Here is a 20,306-nt window from a genome sequence, read left to right on the forward strand (position 1 = left end):
CGGGCGCGGAACCGGGAGGGGTGCCCACCTCTAGTCGATCGGACGAGGGGGGTGAACCCTTATTCACGGGCGGGTGGCCCGGGCGGGCGGTGCGCCAGCGCTGCCATCGCCGGCACAGGCTTGCGACCGGTCGGGACTGGCTATATCCATCGGAATATTGCGAAAGAGGAAAGCCGCCGATGTTCACCGCCTTCGACTCCGTCCTCGGCGCGCCGCTGCGGCGCCTCGTGGCCGCGCTCGCCCTCGGCGTCGTCCTCGCCGTCCCGGCGGCGGCGGCCCGCGCCGACGAGGTGACGGTGTTTGCCGCCGCCAGCCTCAAGACCGCGCTGGACGAGATCGCCGCCGCGTGGAAGGCTGCCGGCGGCGGCGAGGTCCGGGTGTCCTACGCGGGCAGTTCGGCGCTCGCCCGGCAGATCGAGCAGGGCGCGCCGGCCGACGTGTTCGTCTCCGCCGATCTCGACTGGATGGCCCATGTTCGCGACAAGGGTCTGGTCCGCGCGGGCACCGAGGTCCGACTGCTCGGCAACGCGATCGTGCTGGTGGCGCCGGCCGGGTCGCAGGGCCCGGTCGATCTGGCGGATCCGTTGGCGCTGGCCGCAGCACTGGCCGACGGGCGGCTGGCGATGGCCAATGTCGATGCCGTGCCGGCCGGCCGCTACGGCAAGGCCGCGCTGACGGCACTGGGCCTCTGGCGCAGCGTCGAGGCGAAGGTCGCCCAGGCCGACAACGTGCGGGCCGCCCTGATGCTCGTCTCGCGCGGCGAGGCGCCGCTCGGCATCGTCTACGCGACCGACGCGGCGGCGGACCCGGGGGTGCGCATCGTTGCCCGCTTCCCGGCGGACAGCCATCCGCCGATCGTCTACCCTGCCGCCGTGCTGGCCGGGGCGGCATCGCCGGACGCGAGGGATTTGCGACGTTTCTCCGCTCGGCGGACGCCCGCAAGGTCTTCGAGGCGTGGGGCTTCGTCTGGCTGGACCAGCCGGTCGCAAACTGAACGCCTCGGCAGAGGGCACCGGGATCGGTCATCGCGATAGTCGTTGGAACATAGCGCAGAGCAGGGGATGGGGCGATTGGCGGGGTTCGAACTCTCGGCGGAGGAATGGACGGCGGTCGCGCTCAGCCTGCGCGTGGCGGCGGTCGCCACCCTGTTCAGCCTGCCGCCGGCCGTCGGCGTGGCGCTGCTGCTGGCCCGCGGCCGCTTTCCCGGCCACGCGATCCTGAACGGCCTCGTGCATCTGCCGCTGATCCTGCCGCCGGTGGTCACCGGCTATCTGCTGCTGATCGGCTTCGGGCGGCGCGGCGTGATCGGCGCGGCGCTCGCCGAGCATCTCGGCCTCGTCTTCTCCTTCCGCTGGACCGGTGCGGCGCTCGCCGCCGCCGTGATGGGCTTTCCGCTGCTGGTGCGGGCGATCCGGCTGGCGATCGAGGCGGTCGACCGCCGGCTGGAGGACGCCGCCGCAACGCTTGGCGCCGGGCCGGGGATCGTGTTCGCCACGGTCACGCTGCCGCTGATCCTGCCGGGCATCCTCGCCGGCGCGATCCTCGCCTTCGCCAAGGCGATGGGCGAGTTCGGCGCCACCATCACCTTCGTCTCCAACATTCCGGGCGAAACCCAGACGCTCGCCTCCGCCATCTACACCTTCATGCAGGTGCCGGGCGGCGACGCCGGCGTGCTGCGGCTCACGCTGGTGTCGATCGCGATCTCGATGGCGGCGCTGGTCGCTTCCGAACTCCTGTCGCGGCGCATCGCCCGCCGGATCGAGACCCGATGACGATCGAGATCGCCGTCCGCCACGCCGTCCCCGGCTTCACGCTCGACGTGGATCTGCGCCTCGGCAACGGGCTCAACGCCCTGTTCGGCCCCTCCGGCTCGGGCAAGACGACGCTGGTGAACGTGATTGCCGGCCTGCGCCGGCCCGGCGCCGGCCGCATCGTCGTCGACGGCACGGTGCTCCACGACAGCGCCGCCGGCCTCGACCTGCCGCGCCATCGGCGCCGCATCGGCTATGTCTTCCAGGAGGCCCGGCTGTTTCCCCATCTCGACGTGCGCCGCAACCTTCTCTACGGGCGCTGGCTGCGCGGCCAGGGGGGCGGCCGGGCCGAGATCGACGCCGTGGTCGAGATGCTCGGCATCGGGTCGCTGCTGGCGCGCCGTCCGTCCGGCCTCTCGGGCGGCGAGAAGCAGCGGGTCGCCATCGGCCGGGCGCTGCTGTCCGCGCCGCGGCTGCTGCTGATGGACGAGCCGCTGACCGCGCTCGACGAGGCGCGCAAGGCCGAGATCATGCCCTATCTGGAGCGCCTGCGCGACGAGAGCCGCGTGCCGATCCTCTACGTCAGCCATTCCGTCGCCGAGGTCGGACGGCTGGCCGGCGAGATGGTGGCGCTGTCCGGCGGCCGGGTGGTGGCCCATGGTCCGACCGCCGAGGTGATGGCCGGGCTCGACATCCTGCCCGGCGGCGTGACGGCGGAAGCCGGGGTGATGCTGGATGCGGAGGTGGTCGGCACCGAGCCGGAGTGGCAGCTGACCCTGCTCGACACCGCGGCCGGACGGCTGGCGGTGCCCAGCGGCGACCTGCCGGCGGCGGGGCGGGTCCGGCTGCGCATCCGTGCCCGCGACGTGATGCTGGCGCTCGATCCGCCCGTCGGCGTCAGTGCGCTCAACAGCCTGCCGGGGGTGGTCGAGGCGGTCGTGGCGACCGGGGACAGCGCGGTTCTGCTGCGACTCCGCTGCAACACCGCCGTCGTATTCGCCCGGGTCACCCGCCGCTCGGCCGCCAACCTCGACCTGGTGCCCGGCCGCCGGGTTCACGCGGTCCTCAAGAGTGTCGCGCTCGACCGGGCCATGATTTCGCTGTGAAAACGGGGGGCGCCCGGGCCGCAACATGGTAACCAGTCGTTAAACGTAACGGCAAGAATCCGAACGGTTCTGGTGAAAAAAGCGCTACCACGCCCCCTCGCCGTTCTTTCGGTTAAATCGGCGAGTTTAAAGTCGCAGACGATTTGGGTATGAGTGGCGCCGGACATGTTCGTTGTTCCGAGATTCGGGGCGGCGGGCGGGGGCGTCTGAGAGGGTAGAAACGGGTATGCATTTCCGCGCGACCGTCGTGCTCACCGCCGGCCTGGCACTGAGCGCCTGTTCAAATCTTCCGGCCGAGGGGCCGAGCGCCTCGGCGATCCACGAAGATGCGGGCAAGCAGCTGCCGGCCCTCAGCGCCTATGAACTGGTCGACATCACGCCGCAGTCCCTCGCGGCTCTTCAGGGCCGCACCAACGAGACCTTCGCCGGCAACTTCGGCGGCAAGGGCGGCGGCTCCATTGGCCGCATCGGCATCGGCGACACCGTGGCGGTGACGATCTGGGAAGCCGGCACCGGCGGCCTCTTCTCCGGCGGCGGGCAGGTTTCGGCCGCGGCGGCCGGCGCCAACAGCGCCACGATCCCCCCGCAGATGGTCGGCTCCGACGGCGCGATCGTCGTACCCTACGCCGGCGTCGTGACCGCCTCCGGCCGGACCACCCAGCAGGTGCGCGCCGACATCGAACGCTCCCTGGCCGGCAAGGCCATCGAGCCCCAGGTGCTGGTCAACGTCGTCAAGAGCGTCGGCAACACGGTGACGGTGACCGGCGAGGTCACCCGCGGCGGCCGCATTCCGCTGTCGCCGAGCGGCGACCGCCTGCTCGACGTCGTGGCCGAGGCCGGCGGCGTCAGCGTCCCGGCGCATCAGGCCTTCGTCACCCTGACGCGGCGCTCGGTCACCGCCCGGGTGCCGATGCAGAAGATCATCGACAATCCGCGCGAGAACGTCCTCGTCTCCGCCGGCGACGTGATCGCGATCAGCCAGAAGACGCAGACCTTCACCGTCTTCGGCGCGGCCGGAACCCATGCCGACATTCCGTTCACCTCCCAGGAGATGATGCTCAGCGAGGCGATCGCCAAGGCGGGCGGCCTGCTCGACAACCGCGCCGATCCGGCCGGCGTCTTCATCTACCGCATGGAGCAGCGCACCATCCTGTCGCGCCTCAAGCCCGACAGCCAGGTCCTTGCGTCGAACTACGGCGAGACCGTGCCGGTGATCTACCGGCTGGACCTGCGCGCCCCGGCCGGCCTGTTCATGGCCAAGCAGTTCCAGGTCTACGACAAGGACACGATCTACGTCGCCAACGCCAAGCTGTCGGAAATCCAGAAGTTCCTGACGCTGGTCGGCACGCTGACCCAGCCCGCCTCGACCGGCATCAGCCTCGTCAACGCCGCGGGCAACTGACCGGCGACGTCACCGGTCAGTGAGGCGAAACGAAAAGGGCCCGGAGCGATCCGGGCCCGTTTTCATTGCGATGAAGACTTCTCCGAAGCCGGAAGCCCGAAGCCCGAAGCGGAAGCCCGTCAGCCCGCACTCTCGTAGCGGTCGACCTCGCGGCGGGAGCCGGCCACGATCGGGGCCCGGTCGTGGAGGTGGCCGGGGACGAGGTCCAGCAGGCGGCGGCCCTCGCCGTCGGTCGCCCGTCCGCCGGCCTGCTCGATCAGCAGCGCCATCGGATTGACCTCGTAGACGTGGCGCAGCCGTCCATTGGCGTTGCCGGGGCGGCGGTCGGCCGGGTAGAGGAAGATCCCGCCCTGCACGAGGATGCGGTGGAGATCCACCACCGCCGCCATCATCCAGCGCAGGCGCACGTCCTCGCCGCGCGGGCCGTCGCGGCCGGCCAGGCAGTCGTCGACATAGCGCGCCTGCCGGCCGGTCCAGTGGCGGCGGAAGGACAGGTCGACGCCGATCTCGCTGGTCGAGGCCGGCATCTTGCGGGCAAGGCCGGTGCCCTTGAACACGCCGTCGTTGCGGTCGAGCGTCATCATCTGCACGCCGTGGCCCACGGTGAAGCCGAACACGGTCTCGGGGCCGTAGACGAGGTAGCCGGCGGCAAGCTGGCGCGCGCCCGGCTGGGCGAAGGGCTCCGTCAGGCTGGCGACCTGCCCGGCGGCGTCCGAGCCGGCGGGGACCGGCAGCACCGAGAACAGCGTGCCGCAGGCACCCGCGATGCCGATCATCGACGAGCCGTCGATCGGATCGAAGGCGATCGCCACCCGTCCGTTGCTCGCGCCCTCGATCGGGGCCGCGGCCTCCTCTGAGCCGATCCAGGCCGCGCCGGCGCGCAGCGCCTCCTCGACGAACACGCCATGGGCGGCGACATCGAGCGCCTTCTGCCGGTCGCCGTCGCTGTTGGTGCCGACGATCCGCGCCGGATCGCCGTCGAGGCCGCCGCGGGCCAGCATCGTCGCAACCTTCTTGCCGGCCTCCGACATGGCGACGATCGCCGCGGCCACCGCCAGCCGCGCGGCGTCCTCGCCGGCCCAGAGCGCGAGATGGGCGCCGAGCGTCTGGTGGTCGTCGCGCACGCGCAGGCGGGTCGGCGGGGCGGGAGCAAGGTCGGCGACTGCTGTCATCGGAAGGTAGCCTGTTGTTCGTGCGCCGGGATTTCGGCTCGCCGTCGTCGCAAGTGCGACGCAACGATCGTGCCAGACCCGGCTGCGTCCTGCGCCGGCCCTTCTCTACCCCTCGGAGGATGACGTCTTCACGTCGCCCCTTCCTCCCCGACAGGCACCGCCGTGGGCAGCATCGCCTGCCGCACCTGCGTCTCCAGCCAGTCCACGGCCGGGTCGCCGTTCGAGAGCCGGTGCCGCAGCACGCTGATGCGGAACCCCGGCACGTCGAGCGGCGGATCGAAGATCCGAAGGTCGAAGAGATCGGCCAGCTTGCGACAAACGCGCGAGGGGGCCGTCATGATCGCATCGGATTTCGCGATCGTCGTGAAGGCCGGAATGAACTGCGGCATCACCAGCGCCACCCGCCGGCGCCGGCCGAGCCGGGTCAGCGCCGCGTCGACCTTGCCGTCGGCATTGCCCGACAGCGAGACGAGCACGTGGTCGAGCGTGCAATAGAGGTCGAGGTCGAGCGTGTCGCCCACCCGCGGGTTGCCGCGCCGGACGACCACCAGAAAGGTTTCGGGATAGAGGTCGGTCTGGCTCGTGTCCGGCACGCCGTCGCCGAACGCGCCGACCGCCAGATCGACCGCGCCGCCGGCCAGCGCCTCCTGCAGGGCCTCGAGGCCGAGGGTGACGAAGCTGACGCGGCAGCCCGGGGCAAAGGCCGAAAGCGTGCGCAGCAGGCCGGGTGCAACCTGTGCGATCAGGCTGTCGACGGCGGCGATCACGAAGTTGCGCTGCGAGCCGGCGGGATCGAAGCCGTGGCCGATGCGCACCGCCAGCCGCACGGCGCTGATCGCCTCACGGATCGGCTCGGCAAGCTGCCGGGCCCGCGGCGTGGGCGTCACGCCCGAGCCGTTGCGCACGAACAGCGGGTCGCGGAAGATTTCCCGCATCCGCCCGACCGCGTGGCTGACGGCCGACTGGGTGAGGCCCTGCTCGCGCGCCACCTCGCTCATCCGCCCGGAGCGCAGCAGAGCGTCGAAGACGATCAGGAGGGACATGTCGAGGCGGCGGATATGAACGTCGTCGATGGGGCGCATGAATCGAATTCGGTTTGGTTTATATGGGTCGGTTGATATACCTACTCTGGAATCATGCAAAGGTCGAAGACGCCGCGGGACATCCCGCTGTCTGTCCCCGACCTTTCGGTCGTTCGAGCCGCAGGCGCCGACATCCGGCCGTCCGGCGGGCCGCAAACCGCCGGGCCGGGTCGCGGCGCGCGACCGCCGGCCTTGTTCTTTCAAGCACCTTTTTCCATCCGGTTCCGTCGCCTCGCGGCGGGACCCGACGACACATCCGGGAGATTTCCTCCATGATCAAGCTGACGATCAATGGCGCCGAGCGCGAGATCGACGTCGCGGACGACACGCCGCTGCTCTGGGCGCTGCGCGACGACCTCCAGATGACCGGTACCAAGTTCGGCTGCGGTGCGGGCCTCTGCGGCGCCTGCACCGTCTACATCGACAACGTGCCGGTGCGCTCCTGCCAGACTGCGGTCGGCGATGTCGGCACCTCCGCGGTGACCACCATCGAGGGCCTGTCCGGCAAGGCCGCGCAGGCGGTGCAGGCCGCCTGGGTCGAGATCCAGGTGCCGCAGTGCGGCTACTGCCAGTCCGGCCAGATCATGGCCGCCGCGGCGCTGCTCACCGAGACGCCGAAGCCGACCGACGAGGACATCCTCAACGCCATGGACGGCAACGCCTGCCGCTGCGCCACCTACGCACGCATCCACGCCGCCGTGAAGCGCGCGTCCGACATGATGGAGGGCTGATCCATGCTGCATCACCTCAACCGGCCGATCGCGGCCGACCCGCTGCTGCCGGCCACCTCGCGCCGCGGCTTTCTCAAGGCCTTCGGCGGCGTCGGGGCCGGGCTGATCATCGGTCTCGCCCTGCCGCGCACCGGCACCGCTGAGGCCGCGACCGGGGCGGCCGACGCCGACGTGGTGTTCAATCCCTTCGTCAGCATCGCCCCGAACGGGCAGGTCACGGTGCTGATCAAGCATCTCGACAAGGGCCAGGGCATCGCCACCGGCCTCGTCACCTTGGTGGCCGACGAACTCGACGCGTCGCCCGACCAGATGGTCGCCGAGTTCTCGCCGGCCAACACCGAACTCTACAAGAACCTGTTCTTCGGCATCCAGGGCACCGGCGGCTCCACGTCGATGGCCAATTCCTTCATGCAGTATCGCACGGCCGCCGCCGCCGCCCGGACGATGCTGGTCGCCGCCGCCGCCGCGGCCTGGTCGGTTCCGGCCGGGGAGATCAAGGTCGCGGGTGGGCGGATCACCCATGGCGAGCGCAGCGCCAGCTTCGGCGATCTCGCCGCCGCCGCCTCCGCGCTTCCCGTTCCGGCCGAGCCGAAGCTGAAGACGCCCGAGGAATGGGTCTACATCGGCAAGGACTTCCGCCGCGTCGACGTCCCGGTCAAGTCCGCGGGCGCCCCTGGCGTCTACGGCATGGACGTGCACATGGACGACATGCTGGTCGTGACCGTGATCCGCGCGCCGAAGTGGGGCGCGACGGTGAAGTCCTTCGACGCCGCCGAGGCGCTGAAGGTCAAGGGCGTGGTCGACGTGAAGTCCGGCCCCTTCGGTGTCGCCGTCTTCGCCGACAAGACCTGGCCGGCGATCAAGGCGCGTGATCTCGTCACCGTCGAATGGGACGAGGCCGCCGCCGAGACCCGCGGCAGCGAGCAGATCTTTGCCGAATATGCGGAACTCGCGAAGACCGCCGGTGCGGTGGCCAACGACGGCGACGCCGAGGGCGCGCTGGCCAAGGCCGCCGAGGTGATCGAGGCGGAATACCGCTTCCCCTACCTTGCCCACGCGCCGATGGAGCCGCTCAACGTCACCATCCTTGCCGACGCCGGCAAGTCGGTGACGATCTGGACCGGCGCCCAGTTCCAGTCGGTCGACCAGATGGTCGCCGGCGGCATCCTCGGCATCGCGCCCGAGAAGGTGGCGATCAACACGCTTTGGGCCGGTGGCTCATTCGGCCGCCGTGCGGTCTACAACAGCGAATACATCGCCGAGGCGGCGCTGGTCGCCAAGACCTGGGGCAAGGCCCAGCCGCTCAAGCTGGTCTGGACCCGCGAGGACGACATCAAGGGCGGTTACTACCGGCCGGCCTACCTGCACCGGGTCCGCGCCGGCGTCGATGCCGAGGGCAACATCTCCGGATGGGAGCACCGGGTCGTCGGCCAGTCGATCTTCACCGGCACCGCCATGGAGCAGATGGTGGTCAAGAACGGCGTGGACGACACCTCGGTCGAGGGCATCCACGACACCACCTACGCCATTCCGGGCCTGCGGGTGGAGCTCCACTCGCCGAAGGTCGGCGTGCCGGTGCTGTGGTGGCGCTCGGTCGGCCACACCCACACCGCCTACGTGATGGAGACGATGATCGACCTTCTGGCGGCGAAAGCCGGCAAGGACCCGGTCGCCTTCCGCCTCGCCCTGATCAAGGACGACCCGCGCAAGGCGGCGGTGCTGAAGCTCGCCGCCGAGAAGGCCGGCTGGGACACGCCGCCGGCCGAGGGCCGCTATCGCGGCGTCGCGGTCCACAAGTCGTTCAACACCTATGTCGCCGAAGTGGCGGAGATCACCTATGCCGACGGCGAGGTGAAGGTGGAGAAGGTGGTCTGCGCGGTCGACTGCGGTGTGGCGGTCAACCCGGACAACATCAAGGCGCAGATGGAAGGCGGCATCGGCTTCGGCCTCGGCGCCGTGCTCCGCAACGCGGTGACGCTGACCGACGGCGTCGTCGACCAGGCCAACTTCGACACGTTCGAGCCGCTGCGCATGTCCGACATGCCGGTGGTCGAGGTGCACGTGGTGCCGTCGGCCGAGGCGCCCACCGGCGTCGGCGAGCCCGGCGTCCCGCCGATCGGCCCGGCCGTCGCCAACGCGGTGTTCAAGGCCACCGGCAAGCACCCGCGCCTGCTGCCCTTCACCACGGGCGATTTTGCCTGAGGCAGTGGCGAGGCCTATGAGACAGGGAACGGCGGCCGGAAGGTCGCCGTTTTCGTTTGGGGAGGGGTGTGTGATCTGCTCCTGTCCGATCGACACGCGCGGCAGGGGCCTTTGCCCTCGTCCTTCGAGACAGGCGCTTCGCGCCTTCCTCAGGACGAGCAAAGGGGAATTGTCTGGGATAAAACGAGAAATCCGCGAAGGCCTCATCCTGAGGAGGCCCGCAAGGGCCGTCTCGAAGGACGAGGCCGGGTGCGCGGAGTTTCCTGCACCGCCCCCGCTCACCCCGTCGCCGCCTCCCCCTCCAGCACCGGCAGCGACAGCCGACAGACCAGCCCGTGCGGCTGGCGGTTGGTGAGCAGGAGGTCGCCGCCGTGGTCGATCGCCACCCGCCGGGCGATCGCAAGCCCGAGGCCGAAGCCGCCGCGGGCGTCGCCCCGGCCCTCGCCGTCGTCGCCGCGTACGAAGGGCTGCTGCAGGCGCTCGCGGAGCGCCTCGTCGATGCCGGGGCCGTCGTCGGCGACCTCGATGATCATCCGGCCGTCGTCACCCGCGGCCAGCCGCAGCGACACGGTCCGGCCGAACTTGAAGGCGTTTTCCACGAGGTTGCCGATCGCCCGGGCGAGCGCATCCGGCTGGCAGCGGGCGACGAGGCGCGGCGGCAGGTCGAGCGCGACGTCGCGGCCGAGCTCGGCAAAGCCGTCGGCGATCGAGGCGACCAGCGAGGCGACGTCGATCCGCACGAAGGGCTCGGCGACCGCTTCGCCGCGCAGGAAGGCGAGCGCCTTGTCGGTCAGCTGCGACAATCGGTCGATCTCGCCGACGAGGTCGGCGCGCACCGTGTCCGCCTCGACCTCCTCGGCCCTGAGCCGCAGCCGGGTCAGCGGGGTGCGCAGGTCGTGGCCGACGGCGGCCAGCATCTCGGTGCGGGCGGTCATCATCTCGCGCTGGCGGTCGCGCAGGCCGTTGAGTTCGGCCGCAAGCCGGCGCACCTCCATCGCACCCTCGCCGACGAAGGGCGCGACATCGAGCGCGCCGCCCGCGCGGGCGACGCCGGCGGCCAGCCGTTCCAGCGGCGCGATCACCGAGCTTTTGAGTGCCGCGATCAGCAGGCCGCTGGTGACGAGGATGGCAAGGCCGCCGGCGATCAGCAGGCCGAGCGGCGGCGGCGGCCGGGGGAGGTCGATCCCCGAATGGGAAAAGCGCAGGTGCAGGTCGCCGGTCAGGGAGACGACCACGTCCGGATAACGGCTGTCCGCGAGGGTCGGCGCCACCAGCTGCCAGCGGATGTGGTCCGGCAGGCGCAGGGCCAGCGCCCGGGGGATCATCAGGGTCTCGAAACTCTCCCGGGGCAGGACACCTTCGGCCTGCAGGCCCGGCTTGCCCGGCGACGGCGGCGCCGCGACCTTGCGCAGATGCGCGTCGTTGCCGAGCGCCAGCGCCAGCACGGTGTCGCGCTCGACGGGCGGGGCGGCATCGAGCAGCGACGAGAGCAGCACGATCCGGCCGGTGTAGGCGAACAGTTCCTCTTCCTCGCCGGTAAAGGGGGGGCCGCCGCGCACCCGGTCGACCAGCACGAACACGGTCGCCATCAGCAGGATGGTCGCGACGATCGCCAGCGTCACGAACAGGGCGATCTGGACACCGATCCGCTGCAGCGCCGGGAAGCGGACGAGAAGGCGGTTCATCGCTTTTCGCGGACCTGTGCGGAGAAGACATAGCCGACGTTGCGCACCGTGTTGATCAGGCCGCCGTCGTCCGATTCGGACTGGAGCTTGCGCCGGAGCCGGCTGACCATGATGTCGATGCTGCGGTCATAGGGTCCGCCGCTCGCCCGGCCGCGGGTGATCTCCAGCAGCGTGTCGCGGGCAAGCACCTGGCCGGCGTGGCGGCAGAAGGTGACCAGCAGGTCGAATTCGCCGCTGGTCAGCGACACCCGCACGCCCTCGACGTCGTAGAGCTGGCGGCGCAGCAGGTCGACGGTCCAGCGGTCGAACTGGATCTGCCCGCCGATCACGACGTCGCGCGGCGGCGCGGCGACGGGTTCCTCCCAGCGGCGCAGCACGGCGCGGATCCGGGCGAGCAGTTCGCGCGGGTTGAACGGCTTCACCAGATAGTCGTCGGCGCCGGTCTCCAGCCCGACGATGCGGTCGATATCCTCGCCGAGCGCGGTCAGCATCAGGATCGGCGGACCCTTGTCGCGCCTCAGGCGCCGGCAGATCGACAGGCCGCCCTCGCCCGGCAGCATCAGGTCGAGCACCACCAGGTCGACCGGGCCGGCCGCGAGCATCGCGTCCATGGCCCGGGCGTGGCGGCCGAGGAGACCTTCAGGCCGCTCTCGCCGAGAAACTTCTCGACCAGCTGGCGGATCACCGGGTCGTCCTCGACGATGAGGATATGCGGTTGCATGGGGCGTGCTCGTCGGTCTGCCCGTGCCGCCTGCGGCGCGGGGGAAGGAAGGAAGGGGCCGGCACCGGCGCGGTGATGACGGCCGGGCGCCGCATGGTGCAACGGGAAATGGCCGGACGCCATGGGAGACCCATGGTCCGGCCATCACCGCGAGACGCGGAACATGGATCGCGTGTCGCGTCCGGTCAGGTCGCCGCTCAGGCGGCCTGATCGAACAGCTTGGTCAGGTCGATGGTCTGCGAACTGCCGTAGGCGGAGTTGCCGGCCAGAAGACTGGCGAGATCCGGCAGGCCGCCCGATCCGCCCGTGCTGCTGGCCGTGCTGCTGGCCGTGCTGCCCGAGGGGGGGCCACCCGGAGGCGGTCCACCCGGGGGAGGGCCGCCCTGGGGAGGACCGCCCGCCGCGCTCTGGGCCTTCGTCTCCTCGAAGGCGGCGTTCTCGTCCTCCGTGATCTCGCCGTCGCTGTCGGCATCGATCAGGTTGAACAGTTCCTCCGCCTTGTCGGCATCAAGACCGAAGTCCTCGCCGGTGGCGGAGAATTCCTCGAGCGACAGGGTGCCCGACTCGTCCTCGTCCGTCTCGGCGAAGAGATCCGCGCCGCCGCCTCCCGGAGGCGGACCACCCGGAGGCGGCCCACCTTGCGGAGGTCCACCGGCGCCGAACTCCTGCAGGGACAGCAGCGTGGAGGCGGCCTCGGACGAGAACTGCTCGATCCCGGAGGCAAGCTCGCTGCCGGTGATCGCGCCGTCGCTGTCCGCATCGAGCGCGGAAAAGATATCCGATACGTCTTCGTCGGATGCTTCGCTGTCGCCCGTCGCTGCGAATTCTTCGAGCGAGAGGGCGCCATCGACATCCGTGTCGGCCTGGCTCAGGATACGCGAGGCAAGGCCGGCGGCGGGACTGTACCCGCCTGTTCCACCGATATTCATCGTGTTCTCCTCCTCTTCGGGAGAAAGGACTGGTGATCGCCGGCATCCGGATGCAAGCATCATGGACACTCTCACAAGACGAAACTCGGCAGGGTATCGTTTTGTATCAAATTGCGCGGCGTGAAAAATACGCGTTAACGTTTCGTTGAGGGTCTTGATCGCTGAAGGCACTGTGAAGTCGTGTCAGACCCGGCAATTTGTTAACAGATGGTGAAGATCTTGCCCGGCAATATTTGCCGGGTGCTGTCCCGGAAGGCCGACGACTGGAGGCAAGGCGGTGGAACCGATCGCCACGCCGAACGTCACACGACAGACCCGCCCGCGGCGACGAGACGCCGGACAGACCGAGGGAGAGGACGAGATGACCGATGCGATCCGCCGCGAGAGCGACACGATGGGCACCGTCGAGGTGCCGGCCGACCGCTACTGGGGCGCGCAGACCCAGCGCTCGATCGGCAACTTCCCGATCGGCGTCGACCGCTTCCGCTGGGGCCGGCCGATGATCCGCGCCCTCGGCATCCTGAAGCGCGCCGCCGCCGAGGCCAATGCCGATCTCGGCGAATTGCCGGCCGACATCGCCGACCTGATCGTCAAGGCGGCCGACGAGGTGATCGCGGGGCGGCTCGACGGCGAGTTTCCGCTGGTGGTGTTCCAGACCGGTTCGGGCACCCAGTCCAACATGAACGCCAACGAGGTGATCTCCAACCGGGCGATCGAGATCGCCGGCGGCACCCGCGGCGCCAAGAGCCCGGTCCACCCCAACGACCACGTCAACCGCGGCCAGTCCTCCAACGACACCTTCCCGACGGCGATGCACATTGCCGTGGTCGAGGAGATTGCCGGCCGGCTGCTGCCGTCCGTGGGCCGCCTGCGCGACACGCTGGCCGACAAGGCGGCGGCCTATGGCGGTATCGTCAAGACCGGGCGCACCCATCTCCAGGACGCGACCCCCGTCACCCTCGGCCAGGAGATCGGCGCCTGGGTGGCCCAGCTCGACTTCGGCCTTGGCGCCGTCAGGGCGAGCGTGCCGGGCCTCTGCGATCTCGCCATCGGCGGGACGGCGGTCGGCACCGGCCTCAACGCCCATCCCGAATTCGGCGACCGGGCGGCGGCGCGGATCGCCGCCCTCACCGGCCATCCCTTCCGCTCGGCCGACGACAAGTTCTTCGCGCTCTCGGCCCATGACGCGCTGGTGCAGGCCTCGGCGGCGCTGCGCACGCTGGCCGGCGGGCTGATGAAGATGGCCAACGACGTGCGCTGGCTCGCCTCCGGCCCGCGCTGCGGCATCGGCGAGATCCGCATCCCGGAAAACGAGCCGGGCTCGTCGATCATGCCGGGCAAGGTCAACCCGACCCAGTGCGAGGCGCTGACCATGGTCTGCGTGCAGGTGTTCGGCAACGACGCGGCCGTCGCCTTCGCCGGCAGCCAGGGCAATTTCCAGCTCAACGTGTTCAAGCCGGTCATGGTGCACAACGTGCTGGAATCGATCGCGCTCCTGTCCGACGCCTGCCTCGCCTTCAAGGCCCATTGCGCCTGCGGCATCGAGCCGGACATCGCGAAGATCGAGGCGAATCTGGGTCGCAACCTGATGCTGGTCACCGCGCTCAACCGCCACATCGGCTACGACAAGGCGGCCAAGATCGCCAAGGAGGCGCAGGCAAGGGGGCTGACGCTGAAGGAGGCGGCGCTCGGCTCGGGCTTCGTCTCAGAGGCGGACTATGACCGCTTCGTCGTGCCGCTGGACATGACCCACCCGTCCTGATCGCGGGACGCCACCCGTTCAGCCGGACTTTGCGGTGACTTCAGAAATCGCGAAACCGCCGTTCCGGCGGCAGGATGCCTTTGTGCACAGGGGCTTGAGCCGCAGTGTCGCAGCCCCCTGCGTCAATCTCTCCGTCGAAGGCCGGCCGACTTTCCCGTAGATCCGTGGGGAAAGCGCCCCTGCGCCCGGCACGTTGCCCGGAACGCGCGGGGGACCGGAGAGGAAGGATCGCCCCATGCCCAGCGTCGCCCCCACGCGCCCGCCGTTCGAGGCCCCCGGCGTCCTTGCCGACGACGACTTCACGCCGGTGTTCGAGCTCCTGTTCGGGCTGCTCGCCGACGTGGTCCGCCGCCGCGAGCCCGGCCTGATCAAGCATCTGTTCGAGACCGGCCGCGACCAGGGCCGCAATCAGGGTCGAGCTGGGACGATCCCGGACGCCCTGCGCGTGCCGGCGCTGCAGGTCACCGGCATCTGGTTCCAGCTGCTCGGCATCGCCGAGGAGAATGTCGCCCAGCGCAGCCGCCGCCACATGGAAAGCGCCGGGGGGCCCGATCAGGTCGCCGGCTCCTTCTCCGACGTGGTCGGCTCGGTCGCTGCCGCCGGGGTGAGCGCCGAGGATCTGGCCGCCGCGCTGGCGAGCGCCGAGGTCAGCCCGACCCTCACCGCCCATCCGACCGAGGCGAAACGCGTCACGGTGCTGGAGATCCACCGCCGCATCTACCGCGGCCTCGTCGCGCTGGAGACCGACCGCTGGACCCCGCGCGAGCGCGAGGCGCTGATCCGGGCGCTGCGCACCGACATCGACCTCCTGTGGCTGACCGGCGAACTGCGCCTCGAGAAGCCGACGGTGGAGCAGGAGATCGCCTGGGGCCTCCACTTCTTCCACGAGACGCTCTACGAGCAGACTCCGCGGGTGATCGACGCGCTCGCCGCCGCCCTGCGCCGCCACTATCCGGAGGCGGCGGTGCCGGCGCCGGCGCTCCTGCGCTTTTCCACCTGGATCGGCGGCGACCGTGACGGCAATCCGTTCGTGACCGCTGACACGACCCGCTTCGCGCTTACCGAATACCGCCGCGCCGCGATCCGGCGCCTGGCCAGCGGCTGCACCGAGATGGTGGCGCTGATCTCGATCAGCGCCAACGCGGTCAACGTGCCCGACGCCTTCCGCAGCGCGCTTGCCGGCCTGCTCGCCGCCTCCGGCCAGGGCGCCGAGATCGCCCGGCGCAACCCGGACGAGGTGTTCCGCCAGTATTTCGTGGCGATCACCGAACGGCTGAAGGCGACCGACGGCCAAGAGAGCGCGGCCCGGCCTTACGCCAACCCTGATGAACTCGTCCGCGACCTTCTGGCCGCCGAGCGCGCGCTGATGATGATCGGCGCCGAGGATCTGGCCCGCACGCGGCTGCGGCCGCTGCGGCTGGAGGCCGAGATCTTCGGCTTCCGCACCGCCTCGCTCGACATCCGCCAGAATTCCTCGGTGGTGAACCGCACGCTCTCCGACATCTGGGCGCAGCTGCCGCCGGACGGAATCGAGACGCTGCCCGAAGTCAACTCGCGCGACTGGCACGCCCTCGTCTGCCGCGAGCTGGCGCGCGCCGAACTGCCCGCGCCCGACCGTGCCGCGCTCACCGCCGAGGCCGCCGAGATGATGGCGACCCTCGACGTCGTCCGCGAGGCCCAGGGCGGGCCGGACCCGCGCGGCGTCGGTGCGCTGATCCTGTCGATGACGACCAGCGCGGCGGATCTCCTCGCCTTCTATCTTCTCGGCCGCTACGCCGGCCTGCCGGACGGCGAGGACGGCCGGCGCGTCGTCACCGTCATTCCGCTCCTGGAGACGATCGACGACCTCGGCAACGCGAGGCGATCCTGAAGGACCTGTTCGCCGAGCCGGCGGTGCGCCGCGCGCTGCGGGCCAACGGCCACACCCAGGAGATCATGCTCGGCTACTCCGACAGCAACAAGGACGGCGGGTTTCTGGCCTCCAGCTGGGAACTCTACAAGGCGCAGGAGCGCCTCGTGGAGGCCGGGCGCAAGGCGGGCGTGCGCATCGCCTTCTTCCACGGCCGGGGCGGCTCGGTCAGCCGCGGCGGCGCACCCGCCGGCCGGGCGATCGCCGCCCAGCCGCCCGGCACCGTCGGCGGCCGCCTGCGCGTCACCGAACAGGGCGAAGTGGTCTCGTCCAAATTCGCCAACCGCGGCTCGGCCCTGCACAATCTGGAGCTTCTGGCCGCCAGCGTGCTCGCCCACAGCCTCGGCGGCGCCCGCGACGAGCGCCCCGCGCCCGGCCATCACGAGACCATCGAGGCGCTGTCCGGCCTCTCGCTCGCTTCCTTCCGCAAGCTGATCGAGCAGCCGGGGCTGATCGACTATTTCAACGCCGCCAGCCCGGTGGAGGAACTGGCGCTGCTGAAGCTCGGCTCGCGCCCGGCGCGGCGCTTCGGGGCCAAGGCGCTGTCCGATCTCCGCGCCATTCCCTGGGTGTTCGCCTGGAGCCAGAACCGCCATCTCGTCACCGGCTGGTACGGTCTCGGCACGGCCTTCGACGCCTTCCTGAAATTCCGCGGCGAGGAGGGCCGGGCCCATCTGCGCGAGATGTTCGAGCGCTCGCGCTTCTTCCGCCTGCTGATCGACGAGGCGGAAAAGACCCTCTACCTCTCCGACATGGGCATCGCCCGGCTCTACGCCGGCCTCGTGCCCGACGAGGAGACCCGCGAGCGCATTCTCGGCATGATCGAGGCCGAGCACGCGCGCACGGTGGACCATGTGCTGGCGCTGTCGGGAAGCCGGGTGCTGGCCGAGCGCTTCCCGATGCTGAGCCGGCGTATCGAACACGTCCGGCCGATGATCGACCGCACCAACCGCATGCAGGTGGACCTCCTGCGCGAGTTTCGTGCCGCCCCGCAGGACGGCGAGGCCCGCGACGCGATCCTCTCGCCGCTGCTCCTGTCGATGAACGTCATTGCCGGCGGGCTGGGCTGGACGGGGTAAGGCGGGGGTTTCGCCGGATTGCAGTGGCGCGCGCGACGCGAGTCTTTCCCGGCGCAGGATGCAAGGGGCGCGAGTCTGGCGGTGGGCGATGATGGCGCCCGTTGCCGTCCCCATTGGTGTCATCCCCGGCGAGCCGAGCGAAGCTCGGGGAGGGAAGGGGATCCAGAAGGCAGCCGTGGAACTCGGTGGCCAGCTTCTGGATCCCCTTCCCTCGCTTCGCTCGCCGGGGATGACCACCTTGGCTGGATCATACCCCCGAAACGACGGCCGACGACGATCACAGCGCCCGCCGCCCCAACGCCTGCCGCCTCACCTCACGCTGTCGCCCCAACGCCTCTCCGCCCTCACGCCGGCAGGGCGCGCGGCCGGCGGTCCTCGCCGATGGCGACGAAGGTGAAGGTCGCCTCCGTGACCTTGGTCACCGTCTCCTCCTCGCGCGGCCGCGCCAGGCCTCGATGCGGATGCGCATCGAACTGCGGCCCGTCGCCACGATCTCGCCGAAGAAGCTGACCTCGTCGCCGACCAGCACGGGGCTGAGGAAGGTCATGGCATCCACCGCCACGGTGGCGGCGCGCCCGCGCGCTCGTCGCGTCGCCACATTGCCCGCCGCCAGATCCATGTGCGCCATCAGCCAGCCGCCGAAGATGTCGCCGGCCGGGTTGGTGTCGGCCGGCATGGCGATGGTGCGGATCACCGGCGTGCCGGAGGGTTCGCAAGCCTGAACTGCCACATCTTGACTGTCTGCCATGATCGCCCCCGCCATCGCCCCCGCGCGCGGCCACATCTTCGGCGATCGCGCGGCCGGGTGCCAGTCGTGGCAAGTCGTGTCTGCCCTGCAATGTGCACCCTGCACGCCGCCCGGCGCCTCAGCGCGGGCGCAGGCCCAGCGCTTCCAGATGGTCAATAATCTCCCGGGCCGCCGTTTCCGGATCGGGGCCGACCAGCAGCCGGCCGCCGCCGCCCGCCGTCTCGGTCGCGGCCTTCAGCCGGTCGGCGGCCGAGGCGCCGCGCCGGCGCGGGCGATCACCTTCGGGCGCTTGCGATAGGGGCGTTCCTCGGGGGAGGGGCCGGGCGCACCTGCCGTTCCCGTGATGCCGTCGCCCGCGACACCCTCGATCGTGTCGATCACGCCGCGCCGGCGGGCGCCGTGGGCATAGGCGGATGGCGGCGGGGCGGCCGGGGAGACCGCCACCACCGCCGGCAGGCGCAATGTCAGGCGACGACGGACGCCGCGGCCGAGCGCCTGCTCGACGACAAGCGTGCCATCCGGCCCGCGTGCGATCGCCACCGCGCCGGTGACGACGCTGGCGCCAAGGCGCCGGGCCAGCACATAAGGCAGCAGGCCGGCGTCCTCGCCGCCGTCGCCGCGCATGCCGGTGAGGATCACGTCGGGCCGCATGTCGGCGAGCGCTGAGACGAGCGCGTCGGCCGGGTCGGCGCCCTCCGGCAGCGTCACGTGGACGAGGCGGTCGGCGCCATGCCCCAGCGCCTCGGCCACCGCCTCGGCGCGCGGGCCGGCATGGAGCGCGGTCACGGTCTCATCCAGCCCGCGGGCCAGGCCGATCGCCTGCAACTCGCCGCGCACGGGCACGGCGCGGGCGCGGAGGCGGCGCGTCCTTCGGACAGGCAGACGACCACCTTCATGACGTGCCCTCCGGGGACGCGGCTTTCCGCCGTGCAAGCTCGGCCAGCAGCGCGGGAATGACCGCCTGCGCGTCGGCGACGATCGCAAGGCCGGCCCGCTCGATCATCGCGGCGTGGAGATCGGTGTTGACGGCGATCACATGCTCGCAGCCGGCGACGCCCTGGAGATGCTGCGGCGCGCCGGCGATCCCGAAGGCGAGATAGCAGGTGGCCGTGAGCACCGTGCCCGATGCGCCAACCTGGGCCGCGCGCGGCATCAGGCCGGCATCGCAGACGACGCGGCTGGCGCCCGGCGTTGCCTTGAGCGCCGTGGCCAGCGTGCGAAACCCGGCAAAGTCGGTGACGCCGTTGCCGGCGGACACGACGAAGGTCGCCTCGGCGAGGGAGACCGTCGCCGGATCGGCCGGGAGGATTTCGGCCGAAAGGATGCCGCGTGGGGCGGCAACCTCTTCGACCGTCGGCTCCATCGCCCGCGCCTCGTGCCGCGTGCCGGCATGGGGCGCGACCGCATCGGCGGCAAGCGTGAGGAGCCTCGGCGGCGCGAGCCGCTGTTCGATCCGCCGGCCCTTTGCGGGCCGGGTGACGGCGCGGGCGGTGACGCTTTCGGCGCCGGCAAACAGCGGCTCGCCGAGGTCGGCCGCGACGCGGCGGGCAAGGTCGCCGCCGTCGATGCTCTCGCAGAACACCGTGTGGCGCGGTGCCATGCTGCGCACAAGGACCGCAGCATGGGCAGCGAAACCCTCCGGATCGTGGGCGCCGGCAAGCCCTGCGGCGAGATCGATCACCCGGTCGGCGCCGGCCTCGGCCAGACCGCTCACCGGCCCGGCGACGAGCGCGACCACCGCGCCTTCGCCTGCGGTGCCGTCCGCATCGGCGAGGAGCCGCGCGGCGCCGAGCGCCTGCCGGCCGTGCGGTGTCAGCCGTCCGGCGGCCAGATCCGGGACGGCGAAGACGAGGAAGGCGGGGGCCTCGATCACACGCAGCGTCGGTGCCGCGTCGGCGATGACTGTCGCCCCGGATGCGGGCAGGACGGCGGGGCCCGTCTCGTTGCGGCCGCGATCGATCCGCAGGCGCGGGGCGGTGCCGACGGTCTGCCCGGCCAGGGTGCGGCGCGGATCCAGCCGCGGCCGC

General features: G+C 70.9%; 12 protein-coding genes and 4 pseudogenes. 8 read left to right on the forward strand and 8 right to left on the reverse strand.

Annotation, left to right across the window (positions count from 1 at the left end):
• Positions 1-179 precede the first annotated feature (179 nt).
• From modA to A6302_RS06050, 4 genes and pseudogenes are all read left to right on the forward strand, one after another.
• A pseudogene (gene modA, locus A6302_RS06035) lies at positions 180-994 on the forward strand (molybdate ABC transporter substrate-binding protein).
• Positions 995-1,061: 67 nt separating this feature from the next.
• Positions 1,062-1,772: a molybdate ABC transporter permease subunit gene (modB, locus tag A6302_RS06040; protein ID WP_069306293.1), complete on the forward strand. Its 711-nt coding sequence runs from the start codon at positions 1,062-1,064 to the stop codon at positions 1,770-1,772.
• Positions 1,769-2,857, forward strand: a complete 1,089-nt coding sequence (modC, locus tag A6302_RS06045) for a molybdenum ABC transporter ATP-binding protein (protein ID WP_069306294.1) — start codon at positions 1,769-1,771, stop codon at positions 2,855-2,857. The genes modB and modC overlap by 4 nt, the downstream gene beginning before the upstream one ends.
• A 226-nt stretch (positions 2,858-3,083) precedes the next feature.
• A complete protein-coding gene (locus A6302_RS06050) occupies positions 3,084-4,259 on the forward strand; it encodes a polysaccharide biosynthesis/export family protein (protein WP_069306295.1) in 1,176 nt (391 codons plus the stop codon).
• 119 nt (positions 4,260-4,378) lie between these two features.
• On the opposite strand, the gene A6302_RS06055 is transcribed toward A6302_RS06050, so the two are convergent.
• Both A6302_RS06055 and A6302_RS06060 read right to left on the reverse strand, forming a co-directional pair.
• A complete protein-coding gene (locus A6302_RS06055) occupies positions 4,379-5,431 on the reverse strand; it encodes a class 1 fructose-bisphosphatase (RefSeq protein WP_069306296.1) in 1,053 nt (350 codons plus the stop codon).
• Between the two features lie 128 nt (positions 5,432-5,559).
• Positions 5,560-6,513 (reverse strand): LysR family transcriptional regulator, encoded by a 954-nt coding sequence (locus tag A6302_RS06060; RefSeq protein WP_069306297.1) that lies wholly within the window; start codon positions 6,511-6,513, stop codon positions 5,560-5,562.
• Between the two features lie 272 nt (positions 6,514-6,785).
• Here A6302_RS06060 and A6302_RS06065 point away from each other — a divergent pair, with 272 nt between their 5' ends.
• Positions 6,786-7,244: a (2Fe-2S)-binding protein gene (locus tag A6302_RS06065; protein ID WP_069306298.1), complete on the forward strand. Its 459-nt coding sequence runs from the start codon at positions 6,786-6,788 to the stop codon at positions 7,242-7,244.
• Between the two features lie 3 nt (positions 7,245-7,247).
• Positions 7,248-9,446 (forward strand): xanthine dehydrogenase family protein molybdopterin-binding subunit, encoded by a 2,199-nt coding sequence (locus A6302_RS06070; protein ID WP_069306299.1) that lies wholly within the window; start codon positions 7,248-7,250, stop codon positions 9,444-9,446.
• A gap of 278 nt (positions 9,447-9,724) precedes the next feature.
• Here the strand turns inward: A6302_RS06070 and A6302_RS06075 are convergent, their stop codons facing one another.
• The 3 genes and pseudogenes from A6302_RS06075 to A6302_RS06085 form a co-directional block, all read right to left on the reverse strand.
• The gene (locus A6302_RS06075) at positions 9,725-11,131 is read right to left on the reverse strand and encodes a sensor histidine kinase (protein ID WP_069306300.1); all 1,407 of its coding nucleotides are present in this window, start codon (positions 11,129-11,131) and stop codon (positions 9,725-9,727) included.
• Positions 11,128-11,852: pseudogene (locus A6302_RS06080) on the reverse strand (response regulator). The gene A6302_RS06075 and the pseudogene A6302_RS06080 overlap by 4 nt, the downstream one beginning before the upstream one ends.
• A gap of 197 nt (positions 11,853-12,049) precedes the next feature.
• Complete coding sequence (locus A6302_RS06085) at positions 12,050-12,952, reverse strand: EF-hand domain-containing protein (protein ID WP_141703441.1); 903 nt, start codon at positions 12,950-12,952, stop codon at positions 12,050-12,052.
• A 190-nt stretch (positions 12,953-13,142) separates the two neighbouring features.
• On the opposite strand from A6302_RS06085, the gene fumC reads away from it, so the two are divergent.
• Both fumC and A6302_RS21120 read left to right on the forward strand, forming a co-directional pair.
• Positions 13,143-14,543, forward strand: a complete 1,401-nt coding sequence (fumC, locus tag A6302_RS06090) for a class II fumarate hydratase (RefSeq protein WP_069306302.1) — start codon at positions 13,143-13,145, stop codon at positions 14,541-14,543.
• Between the two features lie 235 nt (positions 14,544-14,778).
• Positions 14,779-17,531 (forward strand): annotated as a pseudogene (locus A6302_RS21120) (phosphoenolpyruvate carboxylase).
• A 344-nt stretch (positions 17,532-17,875) separates the two neighbouring features.
• Here A6302_RS21120 and A6302_RS06105 read toward each other — a convergent pair.
• The 3 genes and pseudogenes from A6302_RS06105 to A6302_RS06115 all read right to left on the reverse strand — a co-directional run.
• Positions 17,876-18,279: pseudogene (locus tag A6302_RS06105) on the reverse strand (acyl-CoA thioesterase).
• Positions 18,280-18,513: 234 nt separating this feature from the next.
• Positions 18,514-19,065, reverse strand: coding sequence for a hypothetical protein (locus A6302_RS06110; RefSeq protein WP_245293941.1), 552 nt, complete (start codon positions 19,063-19,065; stop codon positions 18,514-18,516).
• A 106-nt stretch (positions 19,066-19,171) separates the two neighbouring features.
• On the reverse strand, positions 19,172-20,306 hold a 1,135-nt coding region (locus tag A6302_RS06115; protein ID WP_069306305.1), incomplete at its 5' end, for an electron transfer flavoprotein subunit alpha/FixB family protein.

The sequence above is a fragment of the Methylobrevis pamukkalensis genome (assembly GCF_001720135.1).
In the GTDB taxonomy this organism is placed as follows: domain Bacteria; phylum Pseudomonadota; class Alphaproteobacteria; order Rhizobiales; family Pleomorphomonadaceae; genus Methylobrevis; species Methylobrevis pamukkalensis.

Coding starts and splice junctions, on each gene's coding strand:
- modB (WP_069306293.1), top strand. CDS start 1,062: ATGGGGCGATTGGCGGGGTTCGAACTCTCGGCGGAGGAATGGACGGCG.
- A6302_RS06075 (WP_069306300.1), bottom strand. CDS start 11,131: ATGAACCGCCTTCTCGTCCGCTTCCCGGCGCTGCAGCGGATCGGTGTC.
- A6302_RS06060 (WP_069306297.1), bottom strand. CDS start 6,513: ATGCGCCCCATCGACGACGTTCATATCCGCCGCCTCGACATGTCCCTC.
- fumC (WP_069306302.1), top strand. CDS start 13,143: ATGACCGATGCGATCCGCCGCGAGAGCGACACGATGGGCACCGTCGAG.
- A6302_RS06065 (WP_069306298.1), top strand. CDS start 6,786: ATGATCAAGCTGACGATCAATGGCGCCGAGCGCGAGATCGACGTCGCG.
- A6302_RS06055 (WP_069306296.1), bottom strand. CDS start 5,431: ATGACAGCAGTCGCCGACCTTGCTCCCGCCCCGCCGACCCGCCTGCGC.
- modC (WP_069306294.1), top strand. CDS start 1,769: ATGACGATCGAGATCGCCGTCCGCCACGCCGTCCCCGGCTTCACGCTC.
- A6302_RS06050 (WP_069306295.1), top strand. CDS start 3,084: ATGCATTTCCGCGCGACCGTCGTGCTCACCGCCGGCCTGGCACTGAGC.
- A6302_RS06070 (WP_069306299.1), top strand. CDS start 7,248: ATGCTGCATCACCTCAACCGGCCGATCGCGGCCGACCCGCTGCTGCCG.